This is a genomic window from Streptomyces sp. NPDC015346 (genome assembly GCF_043078785.1).
In the GTDB taxonomy this organism is placed as follows: domain Bacteria; phylum Actinomycetota; class Actinomycetes; order Streptomycetales; family Streptomycetaceae; genus Streptomyces.
The window spans coordinates 698,713-716,595 of sequence record NZ_JBIBTW010000001.1 but is presented as its reverse complement, the minus strand read 5'-3'; the positions used below and the strand labels follow the sequence as shown (position 1 = coordinate 716,595).

Annotated in this window: 18 protein-coding genes and 1 riboswitch; of the genes, 11 read left to right on the top strand and 7 right to left on the bottom strand. The window is 73.0% G+C overall.

All coding sequences use genetic code 11. The annotated features are described in order from the left end of the window. Positions 1–39 precede the first annotated feature (39 nt). Both ACF06X_RS03230 and ACF06X_RS03225 read left to right on the top strand, forming a co-directional pair. A complete protein-coding gene (locus tag ACF06X_RS03230; protein WP_392285443.1) occupies positions 40–447 on the top strand; it encodes an ATP-binding protein in 408 nt (135 codons plus the stop codon). A gap of 50 nt (positions 448–497) precedes the next feature. Further along, positions 498–1,166, top strand: coding sequence for a class I SAM-dependent methyltransferase (locus ACF06X_RS03225; RefSeq protein ID WP_392285442.1), 669 nt, complete (start codon positions 498–500; stop codon positions 1,164–1,166). Here the strand turns inward: ACF06X_RS03225 and ACF06X_RS03220 are convergent. Beyond that, entirely contained in the window at positions 1,163–2,728 is a 1,566-nt protein-coding gene (locus tag ACF06X_RS03220) for a hypothetical protein (RefSeq protein ID WP_392285441.1), read from the bottom strand. The genes ACF06X_RS03225 and ACF06X_RS03220 overlap by 4 nt on opposite strands. A 389-nt stretch (positions 2,729–3,117) precedes the next feature. Between ACF06X_RS03220 and ACF06X_RS03215 the strand changes: the two genes are divergently transcribed. From ACF06X_RS03215 to ACF06X_RS03200, 4 genes are all read left to right on the top strand, one after another. Continuing rightward, positions 3,118–3,990, top strand: a complete 873-nt coding sequence (locus tag ACF06X_RS03215) for an N-acetylmuramoyl-L-alanine amidase (protein WP_392285440.1) — start codon at positions 3,118–3,120, stop codon at positions 3,988–3,990. Between the two features lie 90 nt (positions 3,991–4,080). Beyond that, a complete protein-coding gene (locus ACF06X_RS03210) occupies positions 4,081–4,941 on the top strand; it encodes a DUF5336 domain-containing protein (RefSeq protein WP_392285439.1) in 861 nt (286 codons plus the stop codon). A gap of 117 nt (positions 4,942–5,058) precedes the next feature. Next, complete coding sequence (locus ACF06X_RS03205; RefSeq protein ID WP_392285438.1) at positions 5,059–6,069, top strand: LLM class F420-dependent oxidoreductase; 1,011 nt, start codon at positions 5,059–5,061, stop codon at positions 6,067–6,069. 146 nt (positions 6,070–6,215) lie between these two features. Then, positions 6,216–6,527, top strand: a complete 312-nt coding sequence (locus ACF06X_RS03200) for a hypothetical protein (protein WP_392285437.1) — start codon at positions 6,216–6,218, stop codon at positions 6,525–6,527. A gap of 68 nt (positions 6,528–6,595) precedes the next feature. Here ACF06X_RS03200 and ACF06X_RS03195 read toward each other — a convergent pair whose 3' ends face one another. The 3 genes from ACF06X_RS03195 to ACF06X_RS03185 form a co-directional block, all read right to left on the bottom strand. Further along, positions 6,596–7,675: a prenyltransferase gene (locus tag ACF06X_RS03195; RefSeq protein WP_392285436.1), complete on the bottom strand. Its 1,080-nt coding sequence runs from the start codon at positions 7,673–7,675 to the stop codon at positions 6,596–6,598. Next, positions 7,672–8,403: a class I SAM-dependent methyltransferase gene (locus ACF06X_RS03190; protein ID WP_392285435.1), complete on the bottom strand. Its 732-nt coding sequence runs from the start codon at positions 8,401–8,403 to the stop codon at positions 7,672–7,674. Before ACF06X_RS03190 ends, ACF06X_RS03195 begins: the two co-directional genes overlap by 4 nt. Positions 8,404–8,491: 88 nt before the next feature. Then, positions 8,492–9,928, bottom strand: coding sequence for a glycosyltransferase family 4 protein (locus ACF06X_RS03185; RefSeq protein ID WP_392285434.1), 1,437 nt, complete (start codon positions 9,926–9,928; stop codon positions 8,492–8,494). A gap of 207 nt (positions 9,929–10,135) precedes the next feature. Between ACF06X_RS03185 and ACF06X_RS03180 the strand changes: the two genes are divergently transcribed. Beyond that, positions 10,136–10,783: a TetR family transcriptional regulator gene (locus tag ACF06X_RS03180; RefSeq protein WP_392285433.1), complete on the top strand. Its 648-nt coding sequence runs from the start codon at positions 10,136–10,138 to the stop codon at positions 10,781–10,783. A 64-nt stretch (positions 10,784–10,847) separates the two neighbouring features. Here the strand turns inward: ACF06X_RS03180 and ACF06X_RS03175 are convergent, their stop codons facing one another. From ACF06X_RS03175 to ACF06X_RS03165, 3 genes are all read right to left on the bottom strand, one after another. Continuing rightward, positions 10,848–11,396: a hypothetical protein gene (locus tag ACF06X_RS03175; RefSeq protein ID WP_392285432.1), complete on the bottom strand. Its 549-nt coding sequence runs from the start codon at positions 11,394–11,396 to the stop codon at positions 10,848–10,850. Positions 11,397–11,478: 82 nt separating this feature from the next. Continuing rightward, on the bottom strand, positions 11,479–11,712 hold the full coding sequence (locus tag ACF06X_RS03170; RefSeq protein WP_392285431.1) for a ferredoxin: 234 nt from the start codon (positions 11,710–11,712) through the stop codon (positions 11,479–11,481). Beyond that, a complete protein-coding gene (locus ACF06X_RS03165; RefSeq protein ID WP_392285430.1) occupies positions 11,712–13,181 on the bottom strand; it encodes an aldehyde dehydrogenase in 1,470 nt (489 codons plus the stop codon). The genes ACF06X_RS03170 and ACF06X_RS03165 overlap by 1 nt, the downstream gene beginning before the upstream one ends. Before the next feature lie 150 nt (positions 13,182–13,331). On the opposite strand from ACF06X_RS03165, the gene ACF06X_RS03160 reads away from it, so the two are divergent. The 4 genes from ACF06X_RS03160 (at position 13,332) to ACF06X_RS03145 (ending at position 17,881) form a co-directional block, all read left to right on the top strand. Further along, positions 13,332–14,369 carry an MBL fold metallo-hydrolase gene (locus ACF06X_RS03160; protein ID WP_392285429.1) on the top strand — a complete coding sequence of 346 codons (1,038 nt, stop codon included), beginning with the start codon at positions 13,332–13,334 and terminating at the stop codon, positions 14,367–14,369. Positions 14,370–14,573: 204 nt separating this feature from the next. Further along, positions 14,574–14,644, top strand: a riboswitch (cobalamin riboswitch). A gap of 98 nt (positions 14,645–14,742) precedes the next feature. Then, on the top strand, positions 14,743–16,017 hold the full coding sequence (locus ACF06X_RS03155; RefSeq protein ID WP_392285428.1) for a prenyltransferase/squalene oxidase repeat-containing protein: 1,275 nt from the start codon (positions 14,743–14,745) through the stop codon (positions 16,015–16,017). After that, on the top strand, positions 16,014–16,778 hold the full coding sequence (locus ACF06X_RS03150) for an SCO2322 family protein (protein ID WP_392285427.1): 765 nt from the start codon (positions 16,014–16,016) through the stop codon (positions 16,776–16,778). The genes ACF06X_RS03155 and ACF06X_RS03150 overlap by 4 nt, the downstream gene beginning before the upstream one ends. After that, positions 16,775–17,881, top strand: coding sequence for an energy-coupling factor transporter transmembrane component T (locus ACF06X_RS03145; protein WP_392285426.1), 1,107 nt, complete (start codon positions 16,775–16,777; stop codon positions 17,879–17,881). Before ACF06X_RS03150 ends, ACF06X_RS03145 begins: the two co-directional genes overlap by 4 nt. The last annotated feature ends 2 nt before the right edge of the window (positions 17,882–17,883 follow it).

Here is a 17,883-nt window from a genome sequence, read left to right as displayed (position 1 = left end):
CTGTAGCCGAGCGTAACCACCCGCCTCCACTCTGGTGGCATGAATCACGCAACTGACCTCTTTCCGGCGGAACTTCAGGGCAGTTACCGCATGGGTTTCACCGTGGGTGAGCACTCCGCCGGTCACATGCGTCGCATCCTGCGCATGTTCCTCGTGCGGTGGGGGATGGACCGGCTGATCGATCCCGCTCAGCTCGCGCTGACCGAGCTGGTCGCCAATGTCGTACGGCATGTTCCAGGGCGGCGCTGCACGGTCCTGATCCTGCGCGAGCCGTTCGGGCTCCGGGTGGAGGTGGCGGACGGGGTGCCGGGGACGGTCGTCGCCAAGGCCGGCGGGCCGCTGGAGGAGGGCGGGCGGGGGCTCGTGCTCGTGGAGGCCGTCACGGACCGGTGGGGGGTGGCGGAGGCGGCCGGGGGCAAGACGGTGTGGTTCGAGTGCGACACGTAGGGCACGATGGGCGCTCTCACCTGCGTACCCGCCAGTAGGAGGACCCGCCCATGGCCGCCGAGCCCGCCGCCACCGCCGCCCCCGTCGTCACGCCGAAGCCCGAGATCCTTGCCGCGTTCGAGGCCGCCAAGGGCTTCATGCCGGTCAAGGAGGGGCTCGCGCTGTACGAGGCGGCGACCGGGGCCGCGCGGCTCGGTCTGCCGCTGCTGGAGGTCGGCACGTACTGCGGGCGTTCCACGATCCTGCTGGCGGACGTGGCCCGGGCGGCCGGGACGGTCGCGGTGACCGTGGACCACCACCGGGGCAGCGAGGAGCAGCAGCCGGGGTGGGAGTACCACGACGCGAGCGTCGTGGACCCCGAGGTGGGCCTGATGGACACCCTGCCGACCTTCCGCCGGACCCTGCACGCGGCCGGTCTGGAGGAGCACGTGATCGCGGTCGTCGGGCGTTCGCCGCAGGTCGCGAAGGTGTGGGCGGGCGAGCTCGGCCTCGTCTTCATCGACGGGGGTCACACGGACGAGCACGCGACGGCGGACTTCGAGGGCTGGGCCCCGAAGGTCGCCGTCGGGGGCGTCCTCGTGATCCACGACGTCTTCCCGAACCCGGAGGACGGCGGCCAGGCGCCGTACCGCATCTACCTCCGGGCCCTGGAGTCCGGTGACTTCGAGGAGGTCTCCGTCACCGACTCCCTGCGGGTCCTGCGGCGCGTGAAGCGCTAGAACCCGAAGCCGGATGTGACGTAGAGGCAGTTCGTGTAGCTGTAGCCGGCCTCGATCTTGTCCGTGCTCGCCTTGTCGGTGGCGTACGAGCTGATGCTGCCGTCCCGCTTCTGGAGGAAGTGGTACGTGCCGGCGGGCAGCAGGAGCGTCGTCTTCGGGTACTTCGACGCGGGCCCCTGGCACGCCTTGATCTTCGGCGCGTTCAGGGCGAGGCTGCTCCGGTACGCCGTGCAGGTCCCGCACGCCTTCAGCGTGACGCGGCCGGTGACCGGGCCCGTGTAGAGCAGCTCGACCTCACCGGGGCCGTCGTTGGACACCACCATGACCATCCGCGCGCCGCCGGGGGCCTTGGCCGGGGGCAGCTGGCGCCCGGCCGCCGGCTCCTCGTCGGCTATCTCGGCGGCGATGGCGATGCTCCGCGCGTGCGCGGCCCGCGAGCTGGTCGGGTACGTCTCGGCGAACTCCTTCATCGTCTGGACGGCGTCGGTGTAGCTCCTGTCCTTGAACTGCTTCACCCCGCAGCCGAAGTCGCCGTTCTCGACCGCCCGGCCGACGTCCCGCGATGCCGCCGCGAACGTGGCCGTGGGCAGCAGCTCGACCGTGGTCGAGACGCGGCGCAGCTCCTCGACCGCCGCGCAGGGGTCGCCGGAGCCGTCGCCGCCGATCCCGGCGGACCTGGTCCGGATGGCGGCGCGGACGGTGGGCTCGACCTGCCGTGCGTAGGACGACTGCGGGAACGTCGACAGCAGCGCGTTGAGGTGCTCGCCGGCCGTGGTCTCGGACCCGGCGGCGCCGAGCCCGGCGATCCCGCATTCGTACCAGGAGTGGGCGAGCGGCTCGTCGGCCTTGCCGACGAGTCCGGTCAGCAGGGCGCGGTCGACCTTCTCCGGCAGCTCGCGCAGATGCTTGAGGGCGGGGACGGCGTCGCAGTAGCGCTTGTTCTCGTACGCCGAGGACACGGTCGTCCAGTAGGCGGCGAGCCGGTCGGGGACGAGCCGCGCGGCGCGCGAGCCCGCGTGGTTCCTGCCGAGGTCCTGGTAGGCCGTCAGGGCCTTGGAGTAGTTGTGCTCGGCGCTGGTGAAGCTCTGTCCCTCGCCGGACTTCACCAGGGCGTCCGCCGTGGCGAGGAAGTCGAGGAGCGACTGCTCCCTGGCCTCGTCGCGCGCCACGCCGTAGGCGACCGAACCGCCGACGGGGACGGCGAGCAGGACCACCGCCAGCGCGAGCGGGAGCGCGAGGCGCCGGGCCGCGGGGGCCGGGGCGGGGGCGGAGGCGGGGGTCGCTCCCGCGCCGCCGCCGAGCGCGAGCGGGGCGCGCAGGCCGCGCCGGGCGCCGTCGGCGGCGACGGCCAGCAGGAACACGCCGTACGCGACCAGGACGCCGGTGGGTACGCCGTCCACGTCGGCGGGGAGCGCGACGAGCAGCAGGGCGGCGGTCGCGACCCAGCAGACGGCGGCCCACCGCCACTGCTTGAGCAGCGCGTACCCGAGTCCCAGGCAGGAGAGGTTCAGCAGCCCGACCAGCACGGCCTGCGCCGGGTTCGACTCCAGGTTCGACTCCACCGGGACCGGAGATCCGGGCGGCTGCGTGGGCCGTGGTGGTATGGCACCGGATCCGGCTCCGGAGGGCCCGGTAGAGCCGGGCGCGCCGTACATCCACGGCGCCTCGGACACCGCAGGCCCATCGTGTGTCGTACCCGGCGTCGTGTTCGGCGTCGTGTTCGGCGCTGCCCCCTGATCCATACCCCTAGTCGGATCCGGCACGCCGTCCTTCGGCTCCGGCCGTCTGTCGTTCGCTTCTTCCCCCACCACAGTGCCCCCCGTGGTCAGCGTGGTCCGCGCGCATACATGCGTGCGTGATGTCGCCTCAATGGCGCATCCATCCCTACCCGCCACGGTCCCGTCGCAGTCGCTTCGCGTCAATGGACTATTCGGGCCACTAGAGTCGCGGGGTGCCGTACGACCACTCGAAGAGCCACCGGGCCCACCGCCGGAAGATCCCGGTCCTCGCGACCTCCCTCGCCGCCTGCGCCGTCCTCGCCGGGTGCGCCGCCGCCACCGACAGCGGCACGCCGTCGCGGCCCTCGCAGGCCCCGCGTACCGGCGACGCCAAGCCGACCGGCACTCCGGACCCGGGCCGCCGCCCGGACCGTCCCCTCGCCGGGCGCACCGTCGTCGTCGACCCCGGGCACAACCCCGGCAACTTCCGCCACTCCAGTGAAATCAACCAGAAGGTTGATATCGGGACGACTCGGAAGGAATGTGACACCACCGGCACCTCCACGAACGCCGGTTACACGGAAGCCGCATTCACCCTCGATGTTTCACACCGGCTGCGGGATCTCCTCACGGCCCAGGGCGCCAAGGTCGTCCTCACCCACGACGCCGACCGCCCCTTCGGGCCCTGCATCGACGAGCGCGCCCGGGCCGGCAACGCCGCCCGCGCCGACGCCGTCGTCTCCGTGCACGCCGACGGCTCCGCCACCGGGAACCGCGGCTTCCATGTGATCCTGCCCGCGCTCGTGGGCTCCGGGGCCGCCGACACCTCGGAGATCGTCGAGCCCTCCCGTACCCTCGGCGAGGCCATCGCGCGACACTTCGCCCGCGCGACCGGCACCGCACCCGCCAACTACATCGGGGCGGGCACCGGGTTGGACGTCCGCGGGGATCTCGGGGGACTCAATCTCTCAACTGTTCCCAAGGTCTTCGTCGAATGCGGCAATATGCGTGATCCGAAGGATGCCGCACTCCTCTCCGATGCGGCATGGCGCCAGAAAGCGGCGCAGGGGATCGCGGACGGCATCGGGACCTACCTCGAGGGGTAGAACCGGCGGGCGATAGATTCGCTCCGTACGATGGGGCCGCCCCCGTGCTTCGCGCCACCCCGACGAGACGACCCGACGAAGGACTCTTACGTGAATATCCGCTCCCTCACTCGAGGCGATGGCGTGGTGATCGGTGCAGCGGTGGTGCTGTTCATCGCCTCGTTCCTCGGTACCTCCAGCTGTGAAGCCAGCGACGCGATCTGCGACCAGGTCGACATCCCGAACTCGTGGGAGCTGTCGCCGCTCGGCTGGGGCGCCTTCTTCCTCGGCATCGCCGGTGCCGCGCTGGTCGTCGTCTCGCGCGCGCTGCCGCAGCAGCGGAAGGTGGCCGGTCTGGAGCTCGGCCAGGTCGGTGCCGCGTTCACCATCGCGTCCGCGTGGACGCTGCTGATGTGGATCTTCGAGTCGGAGAGCGCCGGCATCGGCCTCATCCTCGGCCTGATCGCCGCGCTCGTCCTCGCCGGCGCCGTCATCGCCGGGCCGCTCGTGCCCGCCCTCAAGGCCCCGCTCGTCGGCGCGCCGCGCCCGCAGGCCGCGCAGCCGTACGGCATGCAGCCGGGGCAGCCCGGTCAGCCGGGCGTCGGCGGTGGCTACGGCTACCCGGGCGCGCAGCAGCAGCCGTACGGTGCCCAGCCGCAGCACCAGCAGCCGTACGGGGCGCAGCAGCCGCAGCCCGAGCCGCAGGCCGCCCAGGCTCCGCAGCCGGCGCAGGGCCAGCCGCAGGGGCAGGGTCAGGCGCAGCAGCCCGCCTCCGACTTCACGCCGTTCTGGTTCGCCGTGCCGGTCGCCCGCCCGCTGTACGCGGAGGACGGCTCGCCGACGCCGATCGCCGAACTGGCCCCCGGCACCTGGTACCTGGCGGTCGAGCAGCGCGGTCCCGGCCTGGTCGCCCAGACGCAGGACGGCCGTCGCGGCGTCCTGCAGGACACCACCGGCATCCAGCGCGGCTGACACGCACCTGAGGCCCGCTCGGCGGCCCCTCGCCCGGAATCCCTTCCGGGCGGGGGGCCGTTGTCGTACAGTCCGACCGACGTTGACTGACGGATCGTCAGAAAGGTTGGTTGGGGCATGCGGCTCGGACTCGCCCTCGGCTACTGGGGCCGCGGCCCCTCCCCCGCCCACGTCGAGCTGGCCCGCGAGGCGGAGCGGCTCGGGTACGGCTCCGTGTGGACCGCCGAGGCGTGGGGGTCCGACGCGTTCACCGCGCTGACCTGGATCGCGGCGCACACCACGCGGATCAGGCTGGGCACCGCCGTCGCGCAGATGGCGGCGCGGACGCCGACGGCCACGGCCATGCACGCGCTCACCCTCGACCATCTCTCCGGCGGCCGGACGATGCTGGGGCTCGGGCTCTCCGGGCCGCAGGTCGTGGAGGGCTGGTACGGCCGTCCCTTCCCGCGCTCGCCGCTGACCGCGACCCGCGAGTACGTGGACGTGATCCGCCAGGTCCTGCGCCGCGAGGGGCCGGTCGTGCTCGACGGGCGCTTCCACTCCCACCCGTACGCCGGGGAGGACGGCACGGGGCTCGGGAAGGCGCTCAAGCCGATCACCCACCCGCTCCGGGCGGACCTGCCGATCCTGCTCGGCGCCGAGGGGCCGAAGAACATCGCGCAGACGCTCGCCATCGCCGACGGCTGGCTGCCGCTCTACTGGTCGCCGAGCCGCTGGGCCGAGGTGTACGCCCTGCCGGAACGGCTCCCCGAGCACTTCCTCGTCGCCCCCATGGTCCGCGCCCACGTGTGCGAGGACGTCGCCGAGGGGCTGCTGCCGGTCAAGGCGATGCTCGGCTTCTACATCGGCGGCATGGGCCACGCGGCCCGCAACTTCCACGCCGACCTGATGGGCCGCATGGGGTACGCGTCCGAGGCCCGGCACATCCAGGAGCTGTTCGCGGCCGGACGCCGCGAGGAGGCGGTCCTGGCCGTGCCGGACGCCTTCGCGGACGAGATCTCGCTCGTCGGCCCACGGGAACGGATCGCGAAGCGCCTGGAACTGTGGCGCGAGGGCCCGATCACCGACCTCCTCGTCACCTCCCCGGACCGGCCCACCCTCCGCCTCCTCGCGGAGCTCAACTCCTAGCCGCGAGGGCGGTGTAAGGGCCTACGGGCCTACGGCGCCGCGTTCGCGGCCGTCGGCGCCCTTCTTGAACGGACAGGGCCCGCCGTTCCACCACCGGGGCGACTCCGAACGGGTTTCGGAGGGCGACACGCGGTAACACGGGCTGCATGAATTTCAGGCGGAGCACCACCAGTAGACGGAGCAACACCACGCAGGCGGCGAGGGTGATCATCGTCGTCGCCGATGTCATGGCCGCGATAATCGGTCTCTGGATTCTGATGTACCTGCTGGACGCCAACCGGGCGAACGGGTTCGTGGAGTTCATCCGGGACCTGGCGGGCTGGCTGGCGGGCTGGTCGCACGACCTGTTCACCTTCGACGAGGCATGGGCACGGGTGGTGGCGGGTTACGGTCTCGCCGCCGTGGTGTACCTCGTCGTCGGCCACATGGTGGCGGGCCGCCTCCTGCGCCGCCACTGACGCCCGGGACCACCTGCCCGGGAACACCTGCCCCGGAACCACCTGAAACAGCCCGGGCGCCGCGGCGTTCAGGCGCCGCAGCAGTCCGGTTCCAGGCCCCTGGGCAGCCGCTCGCCCCCGAAGACCGCCCCGGTCGCCTCGTCGCCGCCCAACGCCGCCACGGCGAGGAGGAGCGAGCCGGCCGTCCAGGTGGTGAGCTCCTCGGGCCACACGGCCCTGTCGCCCTCGAAGACGTACCCCGTCCAGTACATGCCGCCCTCGGCGCGCAGGTGCTGGATGGACTGCAGGATCTCCAGGGCCCGGTCGGACTCGCCCGTCACCCAGAGCGCGAGGGCGAGTTCGCAGCTCTCGCCGCCGGTGACCCACGGGTTGGGCAGGACGCACCGCACACCCAGCCCGGGGACGACGAACTCGTCCCAGCGCGCGGCGATCCGGGCCGTGGCCGCGGCTCCCGTCACCGCGCCGCCGAGGACCGGGTAGTACCAGTCCATGGAGTAGCGGGACTTGTCGAGGAAGCGCTCGGGGTGGTTGCGGATCGCGTGGCCGAGCGCGCCGGCCGCCAGCTCCCAGTCGGGCTGCGGCTCCTCGCGCGCCTCGGCGATGGCGAGCGCGCAGCGCAGCGCCTGGTGGATCGAGGAACTCCCGGTCAGGAGCGCGTCCGTGACCGGTGTCCCGTCCGCCTCGCGCTTCCAGCCGATCTGGCCGCCGGGCTGCTGCAGGGCGAGCACGAACTCGACGGCGGCGAAGACCACGGGCCACATCCGGTCGAGGAACGCGTCGTCGCCGGTGGCGAGGTAGTGGTGCCAGACGCCGACGGCGACGTAGGCGACGAAGTTGGTCTCCCGGCCCTCGTCGGTGACGTCCGCCGGGTCGCCGTCGTGGTAGGCCGCGTACCAGGAGCCGTCGAGGTTCTGGTGCCGTGCCAGCCACTCGTACGCCCGGGTCGCCGCCGCGTGTTCGCCGGCGGTGTCCAGGGCCATGGCGGCCTCGACGTGGTCCCAGGGGTCGAGGTGGTGGCCGCGGAACCACGGGATGGCGCCGTCCTCGCGCTGCGCCGCGAGTATCCCCGTGACGGTCTCGGCGGCCTGTTCCGCGGTGAGGACGCCGGGCAGGAGGAGGTGCTCGGCGATCCGCTCGGGACTCGTCACGCGTCACCCTTGGGGAGGTGCGGCTTGGTCGCGTACGCCACGAAGCTCTTGCCGACGACCGGGTTGAGCAGCTGCTCGGCGACCCGGGTCAGGGCGGGCTTCTTCATGATGTCCCAGACCAGAAGCTTGTGGTACGCCCGGACGGGCAGCGCCTTGTCGTTGTCCACGCCGAAGGCGCACTTCAGCCACCAGTACGGCGAGTGCAGGGCGTGCGCGTGGTGGGTGCCGTACGGCCTGAGGCCGGCCTGGCGGATCTTGGCGAGGAGCTCGTCGGCCTTGTAGATGCGGATGTGGCCGCCCTCGACCTCGTGGTAGGCGTCGGAGAGGGTCCAGCAGATCTTCTCGGGGCCGTAGCGCGGGACGGTGACGGCGATCCGGCCGCCGGGCCTGAGGACGCGGACCATCTCGGCGAGCACCCCCTTGTCGTCCGGGATGTGCTCCATGACCTCGGAGATGATGACGACGTCGAAGGACTCGTCCGGGAAGGGCAGGTTGAGCGCGTCGCCCTCCATGGCGGTGGCGGTGGCGCCGGCCGGGGCCTCGCCGGCCTCCTTCATCGCCGCGAACCACTTGGCGACCTCGCGGATCTCCTCGCCGTTCTGGTCGAGGGCCACGACCTGGGCGCCGCGCCGGTAGCACTCGAAGGCGTGCCGGCCCGCACCGCAGCCCAGATCGAGCACGCGGTCGCCGGGGGCGAGCGGGAAGCGGGTGAAGTCGACGGTCAGCACGGGGTCTGCCCTTCCGGAGGGATGGCGGTACGAAGGTGGGGGTGGGGGTGGCGGTGTGGCTGGTGGGGCGGGGGCGTCGGCGAAGCCGTCACGTACGGGCTCCGCGGTTCGCTCCGGGGTTCGCTCCGCGGTTCGCTGCGCGGTCGGCCGCGCGGCCGGCTCCGCGACGGGTGGTCGCGCCGTGGGGTGCGCTGCGCGCGATGGCCTCGCGGTAGAGGTCCGCGGTGCCCTGGGCGGCCCTGGCCCAGGTGAAGTTGGCCAGAACCCGTGCGCGTCCCGCGGCGCCGAGCCGGGCGCGCAGCTCCGCGTCGCCGAGCAGCCGGGCGAGCGCGGCCGAGAGCGCGCCCGCGTCGCCGGGGGGCACGGCCAGGCATGTCTCGCCGTCCGCTCCGGCGACCTCGGGGATCGCGCCGCCGGTGGTGGCGACGAGCGGGGTCCCGGTGGCCATGGCCTCGGCGGCGGGCAGCGAGAACCCCTCGTAGAGGGACGGCACGCAGGCGACCTGGGCGGAGCGCACGAGGTCCACCAGTTCGGCGTCGGAGATGCCCTTGACGAACTCGACCGCGTCCTGGAGTCCGTACCGCTCGATGGCCTGCGCGACCGGCCCGTCCTCGGCGCGCCTGCCGACGACGACGAGGTGGGCGGCCGGGTTCTCGGCGCGGAGCTTGGCGAGGGCCTCGACGAGGTGGATGAGGCCCTTGAGGGGGACGTCGGCGCTGGAGGTCGTGACGATCCGGCCGGGGATCTCGGCGACGGCCGGGTCCGGCGACCAGAGGTCGGTGTCGGCGCCGATGTGGACGACCCGGATGCGGTCCTCGCGTACGCCGAGGTGGTCGACGATCTCCTGGCGGGAGGTGCCGGAGACGGTCAGGACGGACGGCAGGCGGCGGGCCACCCGCTTCTGCATCCGGGTGAAGGCGTACCAGCGGCGGACGGAGGCGCGGCGCTTCCAGTCGGCGGCGGCGTCCAGTTCGAGCTGCCGGTCGACGGTGATGGGGTGGTGGATCGTGGTGACGAGGGGCGCGCCGATCGCGCGGGGGCCGCCGAGGAGTCCGTAGCCGAGCGTCTGGTTGTCGTGGACGACGTCGAAGTCGCCGCGGCGGGCGGCGAGCATGCGCCGGGCCCGCAGGGAGAAGGTGAGGGGCTCGGGGAAGCCGCCGGTCCACATGGTGGCGACCTCGAGGGCGTCGATCCAGTCCCGGAACTCGTCACGCCCGGGCGTGCGGAACGGGTCCGGTGAACGGTAGAGGTCGAGGCTGGCCAGCTCGGTGAGCGGGACGCCTTCGTCCAGGGTGGGGTACGGCTGCGAGCCGACGACCTCGACGCGGTGGCCGAGCCGGGCGAGTTCGCGGGAGAGATGCCGGACATAGACGCCCTGACCGCCGCAGAACGGGTTCCCCTTGTACGTGAGGAGAGCGATCCGCAACGGACGGTCACCGTCCCCGAGGCCGGCCGGGGCGGTGGCCGGGGCAGCGGCCGGGGCGGCACCCTGGCGGGGGCCTGCTTCTATGGCCTCAGCGGTCACTCGCGGCCCCCTTCGAGCTTGCGTTTCGCGGGAGCGTAACCGCTCGCGCTAATCTAGAACAAGTTTCAGACTTGATCGTTCTTGATCGTTCAAGGAGCACTGAATCTACCGGCAGGTAGCCGTGCCGTAAGAAGCGGATCAGGTGATTCGCGCCACGGCGGACGCCTCGCCATACTGTCGCTCCTCCACCGCACGGAACGGGACCTCATGACCGCGGAAGACAGACCGGCCTCGCCGCCCCTGACAGAGCGCCAGGAGGCGCGTCGTCGCCGTATCCTGCACGCCAGCGCGCAGCTGGCCGGGCGGGGCGGTTTCGACGCCGTACAGATGCGCGAGGTCGCCGAGGCGGCCGGGGTGGCCCTGGGCACGCTCTACCGCTACTTCCCCTCCAAGATCCATCTGCTGGTCGCGACGATGCAGGACCAGCTCCAGCACATGCACACGACGCTGCGCAAGCGGCCGCCGGCGGGCGAGAACGCGGCGGAGCGGGTCGCCGAGACGCTGATGCGGGCGTTCCGGGCGCTCCAGCGGGAGCCGCAGCTCGCGGACGCGATGGTGCGGGCCCTGACGTTCGCGGACCGGAGCGTGAGCCCCGAGGTGGACACGGTCTCGCGGCTGACGACGGCGATCATCCTGGACGCGATGGGGCTCGAGCACCCGACGCCGGAGCAGCTGTCGGCGGTGCGGGTGATCGAGCACACCTGGCACTCGGCGCTGATCACCTGGCTGTCGGGGCGTGCCTCGATCGCACAGGTGAAGATCGACATCGAGACGGTCTGCCGCCTGATCGACCTGACGGCGCCGGCTCCGGCGCCGGCCGACCCGACGGCGCGGGGCGACCAGGCGCCGGTCTGACCGACCGCAGGTCTGAACGCAGGTCTGAACCCAGGACCGAGACCGCAGGACTGAAGGGCAGTCGCTACGACTTCTTGTTCTTCTCCAGGTCGGCCGCGAACAGCGCCGCGCACTCGGTGGAGTTGTTCGAGGCGATGAACATCACCATCGAGAAGCCCGAGGCGCCGTGGTTGCTGGCCTTGAGCGTCCAGTTCTCCTTGTCCAGCGTCTTGATGGTGGAGCCGCTCTGTTCGAAGTTCTGGCCTTCCTTCCAGCCGCCGCCCGCCAGCGTCCCCACGGTGGTGTCGTAGGACTTCTTCGGGTCCGCCGCCTTCTTCGCGTCGGCCGTCCAGGACACCATGCAGTCCTTCAGCTCCGCCGGGACGTCCTCGCCGGAGGAGTCCTGGGTGAAGCCCGCCGCCGTGGCCGCGTCCGTGATCTCCTTGGTCACCGCGTCCGCGTCCAGGCTGCCGCCCGCCTCCGAACCGCCGCCGCCGGTGGAGCCGGCCGAGGACCCGGCGGAGGAACCGCCGGACGAGCCGCCGCCGCGCTTGCCCGAGCCGCCCTCGCCGCCGCAGCCCGCGGCCAGCAACACCACACCGGCGGCCGCGGCCACCCACATCGCCTTGCGCACAACTCTCCCAATTCCGGGCACACGAAGGCCCGTTGCCCCCGTGATCAAGGGAGTAGTTTTGCACGCGGGAACGACTCCCCACCTACTCCTCGGGCGGGAAGACCGGCTCCCCGCCGTCGAGCAGGGTGATCAGGATCGCCTCGACCGGGCATCCCTCGGCCGCCGCGAGCACGCTCTCGTTCGCGTCGTCCTCCGGCCGGGTGGGGTGCGACTGGCGGGCGGTGTCGAGGCGGAAGCCGTCCGGGGCGTGGCTGACGCACATGCCGGAGCCGATGCACACCCCCCGGTCGACCTCCACGTGCCAGCGGTCGCCCATCACGCACCACCCGGCCCCTCGTACCCGGCCGGGAGATGGATCATCTTGTGCTCCAGGTACTCGCTGAAGCCCTCCGGGCCGAACTCCCGGCCCAGGCCGGAGTTCTTGTATCCGCCGAAGGGTCCCAGCATGTCCAGGCTGAAGGTGTTGACGTTGAAGGTGCCCGTCCGCACCTGGCGGGCGAAGTCGAGGCCGTGCTCGACGTCGCCGGTCCAGACGCTGCCGCTGAGCCCGTAGTCGGAGTCGTTCGCGATGCGCAGCGCCTCGCTCTCGTCCCCGTACGGCAGGAGGCAGATGACCGGCCCGAAGATCTCCTCGCGGGCGATCCGCATCGTGTTGTCGACGCCTCCGAAGAGGGTGGGTTCGACGTACCAGCCGCGCTCCAGGCCGGCCGGGCGGCCGCCGCCCGCGAGGACCTTGGCGCCCTCCTCCTGGCCGATCCCGATGTAGTCGAGCGACCGCTGCCGCTGCCGCCGGGCGACGAGGGGGCCGACCTGGGTCGCGGGGTCGAGCGGGTCGCCGACGACCAGCGCGCCGGCGGCCGCGGCGAAGGCCTCGGCGATCTCCTCGTACCGGCCGCGCGGCGCGAGGATGCGGGTCTGGGCGACGCAGGCCTGACCGTTGTTCATCCAGGCGGTCGGGACGATCCCGGCGACGGCCGACTCCAGATCGGCGTCGGGCAGGATGACGGCAGCGGACTTGCCGCCGAGTTCGAGGGTGACGCGGGTGAGGTTGCGGGAGGCGACCTCCATCACCCGCTTTCCGGCCGCGACCGATCCGGTGAAGGACACCTTGTCGACGCCCGGGTGCCCGACGAGATACTCGCTGACCTCGCGGTCGGCGGGCAGGATCGACAGCACACCCTCGGGCAGTCCGGCCTCGGTCGCGATCTCGGCGAGGATGTACGAGTCGAGCGGGGTCTCGGGCGACGGCTTGAGGACCACCGTGCAGCCGGCGAGGAGCGCGGGCCCGAGCTTGGCGGCGGCGGTGAACTGCGGCACGTTCCACGGCACGACGGCCGCGACCACACCCACGGGCTCACGCCGCACCAGGATCGGCCCGAGCACACCGGCGCGCTGCCGCTCGTACGGGAAGTCGCGGGCGACGGTGATGGCCGCGTCCCAGACCATCATCGCGCCGAGCGCCTGGGCGAGCACGCTCCAGGAGTACGGCGAGCCGTTCTGGGCGCTGATCGAGCGGGCGATCTCCTCGTGGCGTACGGCGACGGCGTCCTTGATCCGCGTGACGACCTCGATCCGCTCCTCGACGCTCATCCGGGGCCAGGGCCCGTGGTCGAACGCCTCCCGGGCGGCGGCGACGGCCCGGTCGACATCGGCCTCGGAGGCGTGCGGGACGCGGCCGATGACCTCTTCGGTGTGGGGCGAGACCACCTCGATGACGTCCGTCCCGAGCGGATCGGTCAACTCCCCGCCGATGTACAGCTTTCCGTGCTCCACAAGCTCGGTCATGACCGACTGCCTCCAGGAACCCGTGACGTTATCTGACTGTGTTTCAGAACTGATACCAGTTCTAGTTATAGTCGGCAATGGCCGAACAGGCGCCGCGCCGTCCCGGAGAGATCCGGGGAGATCCGGAGAGACCCGGGGAAATGAGGTCCCATGAGCCAGGTGACCGAGCACGGTGGAGGCGTCTGGTCGCTGCGGGTGCCCATTCCGGACAACCCGCTCGGGCACACCCTGGTCCACGTCGTCGACACCGACCGCGGGCCCGTCCTGATCGACACCGGCTGGGACGACCCAGCGTCCTGGAGCGAACTGGCCGGCGGGCTCGACGCCCTCGGCATCCGCGTGCGGGACGTGCACGGGGTCGTGATCACCCACCACCATCCCGACCACCACGGCCTGTCCGGTCGCGTACGGGAGGAGTCGGGGGCCTGGATCGCGATGCACGCCGCCGACACCGCCGTCGTCCGCCGCACCCGCGCCTCCGAACCCGGTGCCTGGCTCGACTACCTCGCCCGCAAACTCGCCGCCGTCGGCGCCCCCGAGGAACACACCGCCCCGCTCCGCGCCGCCCGCGCCGCCGACCGCACGCGCACCCTTCCGGGGCTTCGCTCGGCCCTCCCCGACCGCGAGATCGTCCCCGGCGAGCTCCTCGACCTGGCCGGGCGCCGGCTGCGCGCCGTCTGGACACCCGGCCACACGCCGGGCCACGTCTGCCTCCACCTGGAGGAGGAACACCCCGCCCGGCTGCCCGGCTACGGCCGTCTCTTCTCCGGCGACCATCTGCTGCCCGGCATCTCCCCGCACATCGGCCTGTACGAAGACCCCGACGACGCCACCGTCACCGACCCCCTCGGCGACTACCTGGACTCGCTGGAGCGGATCGGCCGGCTCGGCGTCGCCGAGGTGCTCCCCGCCCACCAGTACGCCTTCACGGACGCGGCCGGCCGGGTACGGGAACTGCTCGCCCACCACGAGGAGCGGCTGACCGGCCTCCTCGCCCTGCTGGCGACCCCGCTGACCCCCTGGCAGCTCGCCGAGCGGATGGAGTGGAACCGGCCCTGGGACCAGATCCCGTACGGCTCACGGAACATCGCGGTGAGCGAGGCGGAGGCGCATGTGCGCCGGCTGGTGAAGCAGGGCCGCGCGGAGGCGATGGCGGGTACGGACCCGGTGGCGTACGTGGCGGTGTAGCCGGGGCGCCCCGGCCCCCGAGGTGAGGCGCACGGGTCGCCGAGGTGAGGCGCACGGGTCCCGAGGTGAGGCGCACGGGTCCCGAGGTGAGGCGCACGGGTCCCGAGGTGAGGCGCACGGGTCGCCGTGTGAGGCGCCTCGCACCCACCGCCCGGGCATCGTACGGGCCGGTAGAGTGTGCGAGTCGTCATCACACCCGTACGGGGGGAAGCCGGTGGAAATCCGGCACTGACCCGCAACCGTGAGCCGCCCCCGGGCGGCGAGTCGGAATGCCCCGTCCGGGACGTGACCGCCGGCACCGTCGAGGAATACGGAGCCGAGCGCCTGGTGCCCTGAGCGTGCCGGTGCCCGGCCGCAGGAGAGGCCAGCACGCATGACCACCGTCCGCCGCCGCGGCGCCGCCGCGTTCGCAGCCGCCGCAGCGCTCTGCGCGGCACTGGCCCCCGCCGCGTCCGCCGCCTCCGCCGCGCCCTCCCCCTCGGCCACGCCGGCTCCCGTGACCCCCGCCGGCCTCTACGGCACGAAGGACCCGACGTACGACGGCGTCTGGCGCCAGTCGCTCGCCTTCATCGCCCAGCGGGTGACCGGAGTACAGCCCGCCGAGCAGGCCGTGACCTGGCTGCAGCGGCAGCAGTGCGAGAGCGGCGCCTTCAGCTCGTACCGCCCGGACACCGCCAAGTCCTGCGACCCGGCCACGATGCTGGACACGAACGCCACCGCCGTCGCCGTGCACGCCCTGGCCGCCGTCAAGCCGGAGAGCGCCGACCCGGAGGCGCTGGCCAAGGCTGTCAAGGCGGGTGCGGGCTGGCTGAAGGGCGTCCAGAACAAGGACGGCGGCTGGGGCTACAACCCCGGCAGCCCCAGCGACGCCAACTCGACCTCCCTCGTCATCAGCACGCTCGCCGCGCTGGGCCAGAAGCCGGGCGAGGTGAAGTCCGCCGACGGCAAGACGCCGTACGACGCGCTCCTCGGCTTCGCCCTCCCCTGCGCCACGAAGGACGGCGCGGGCGCCTTCGCCTACCAGCCCGACAAGAACGGCAAGCTCCTCGCGAACGCCGACGCGACCGCGGCGGCCACCCTCGCCGGCCTCGGCAAGGGCATCACCGCCCGCGCCGTGCAGCCCGAACAGGCCCCGACCTGCACGGACCTTGCCAAGCCCACCGCCGAGCGGGCCGCCCGCAACGGCGCCTTCCACCTCGCCGGCGCGCTCGCGAAGACCGGGCACCTGAACACCCCGCCGATGCCCGGCGCCGCCGACCCGACCGAGCTGCCCGACTACGGCAACACCGCCGACGCGGTCGTCGCGCTCGCCGCGACCGGCGCCACCAAGGAGGCGACCGGGGCGCTGACCTGGCTGCGGGAGAACGCCCCCGCCTGGGCGAAGGAGAACGGCCCCGCCGCCTACGCCCAGCTGATCCTCGCCGCGAACGCCATGGGCGCCGACCCGCGCGCCTTCGGCTCGGTCGACCTCGTCAAGGAGCTCAGCGCCACCGGTCCGGCGCCGCAGTCCACACCGGCGCCGACCGCGTCGGCGGGCGAGCGCGCCGAGGACGGGGAGTCCGGCTCCTTCGACGTCTGGTGGATCATCGGCATCGGCATGGTGGTCGGTGTCGGCATCGGCTTCCTGGTGAGCGGCCGCAAGAAGTGAGTCTCCGGCCCCGACCCCGGCTCCACCCCCGGCTCCTCTCGCGTACGGCGGGCGTCGCGGCCTCGGTCGCCGCGTCGGTCCCGGCCTCGATCGTGACGGCCGTCGTGCTCACGCTCGCGGTCGCCGCCCCCGCGCAGGCCGCCGACTACCGCTACTGGTCGTTCTGGGAGAGCGACGGCGGCGGGACGTGGGCGTACGCCACGCAGGGCCCGGCGACCGCCCGGCCCGCCGACGGGGACGTCATCGGCTTCCGCTTCGCCGTCAGCAAGGACGCGAACGACGCCGCCCAGCCCTCCACCGCCCCCGACTTCGCGTCGATCTGCGCCGGTACGGAGGAGACGGAGAAGAAGGGCGGAACGAAACGGGTCGCGGTCGTCATCGACTTCGGCGGCCCGCTGGACGCCCCGCCGGGCGAGGCGCCGCCGGAGAAGCCCCTCAAGGTCGGCTGCCCGCAGGTGCGGGAGGACGCGACGGGCGCGGAGGCGCTCGCGGCGGTGGCCGCGCCGCTGCGCTACGACAGCGCGGCGCTGCTGTGCGGGATCGCGGGCTACCCCGCGAAGGGCTGCGGCGAACAGGTCGCGGGGACCGGGCCCTTGCCCTGGCCCTCGGGATCGGCGCAGCCCACCGGGCAGTCCACCGCGACCGTCACCACGAGGCAGGGCGGCGAGTCCGGCGGGCCCTCCGTCGGCGTCCTCGCCGGCGGTGTCGCCGTGCTCGCGCTCGGGGGCGCCGCCGTCTGGAAGGCCCGCCGCCGCGGATGAGTCCCGCGCCCCGCACGATCCGCGCCCCCGAGGCGAACCGCTCCAACGCCCTGCACGCCGGCGCCTGGTGGCTCTGGGCCCTCGGCCTGGCCGTCGCCGCGTCCCGTACCACCGACCCGCTCCTCCTCGGCCTGATCGTGGGCGTCGCCGGCTATGTCGTCGCCGCCCGCCGTACGGACGCGCCCTGGGCGCGCTCGTACGGAGCGTTCGTGAAGCTGGGCCTGTTCGTCGTCTCCCTGCGCGTGGTCTTCTCGGTGGTCCTCGGCTCGTCGATCCCGGGCACGCACGAGCTGTTCACCCTGCCCGAGGTGCCGTTGCCCGAGTGGGCGCGAGGGGTACGGATCGGGGGCCGGGTCACCGCCGAGCAGATCGTCTTCGCGGTGTACGACGGCGCCAAGCTGGCGACCCTGCTGATCTGTGTGGGCGCGGCGAACGCGCTCGCCAATCCGGCGCGGCTGCTCAAGTCGCTGCCGGGGGCGCTGTACGAGGTCGGGGTCGCCGTCGTCGTGGCGATGACCTTCGCGCCGAACATGGTGGCGGACGTGGTGCGGCTGCGGACGGCCCGGCGGCTGCGCGGGCGACCGACCGGCGGGGTCCGGGCGGTGCTCCAGATCGGGCTGCCGGTCCTGGAGGGCGCGCTGGAGCGGTCGATCGCGGTGGCGGCGTCGATGGACGCGCGCGGCTACGGCCGTACGGCGCGGGTGCCGGCGGCCGTGCGGCGCACGACTAACGTGCTGACGCTCGGCGGGCTGCTCGGGGTGTGCGCGGGATCGTACGGTCTGCTGGCGGCGGAGGGCGCGGGGTACGGGCTGCCGCTCGTCGTCGGCGGTCTGGTGGCGGCCGTGGCCGGGCTCCGGCTCGGCGGACGCCGGGCGGCCCGCAGCCGGTACCGGCCCGACCGGTGGGGCGCGCGGGCGTGGCTCGTCGCCGGGTCGGGCGGGGCGGTGGCGGCGCTGATGGTGTGGGCGAACTCCTACGCGTACGAGGCGCTGCATCCCGGGGTCGTCCCGCTGGTGGCGCCGGAACTTCCGTTGTGGCCCGCCCTGTCCGTCCTGGTGGGCCTGGTGCCCGCGTTCGTCGCCCCTGTCCCGAAGGAGTCCTGAGC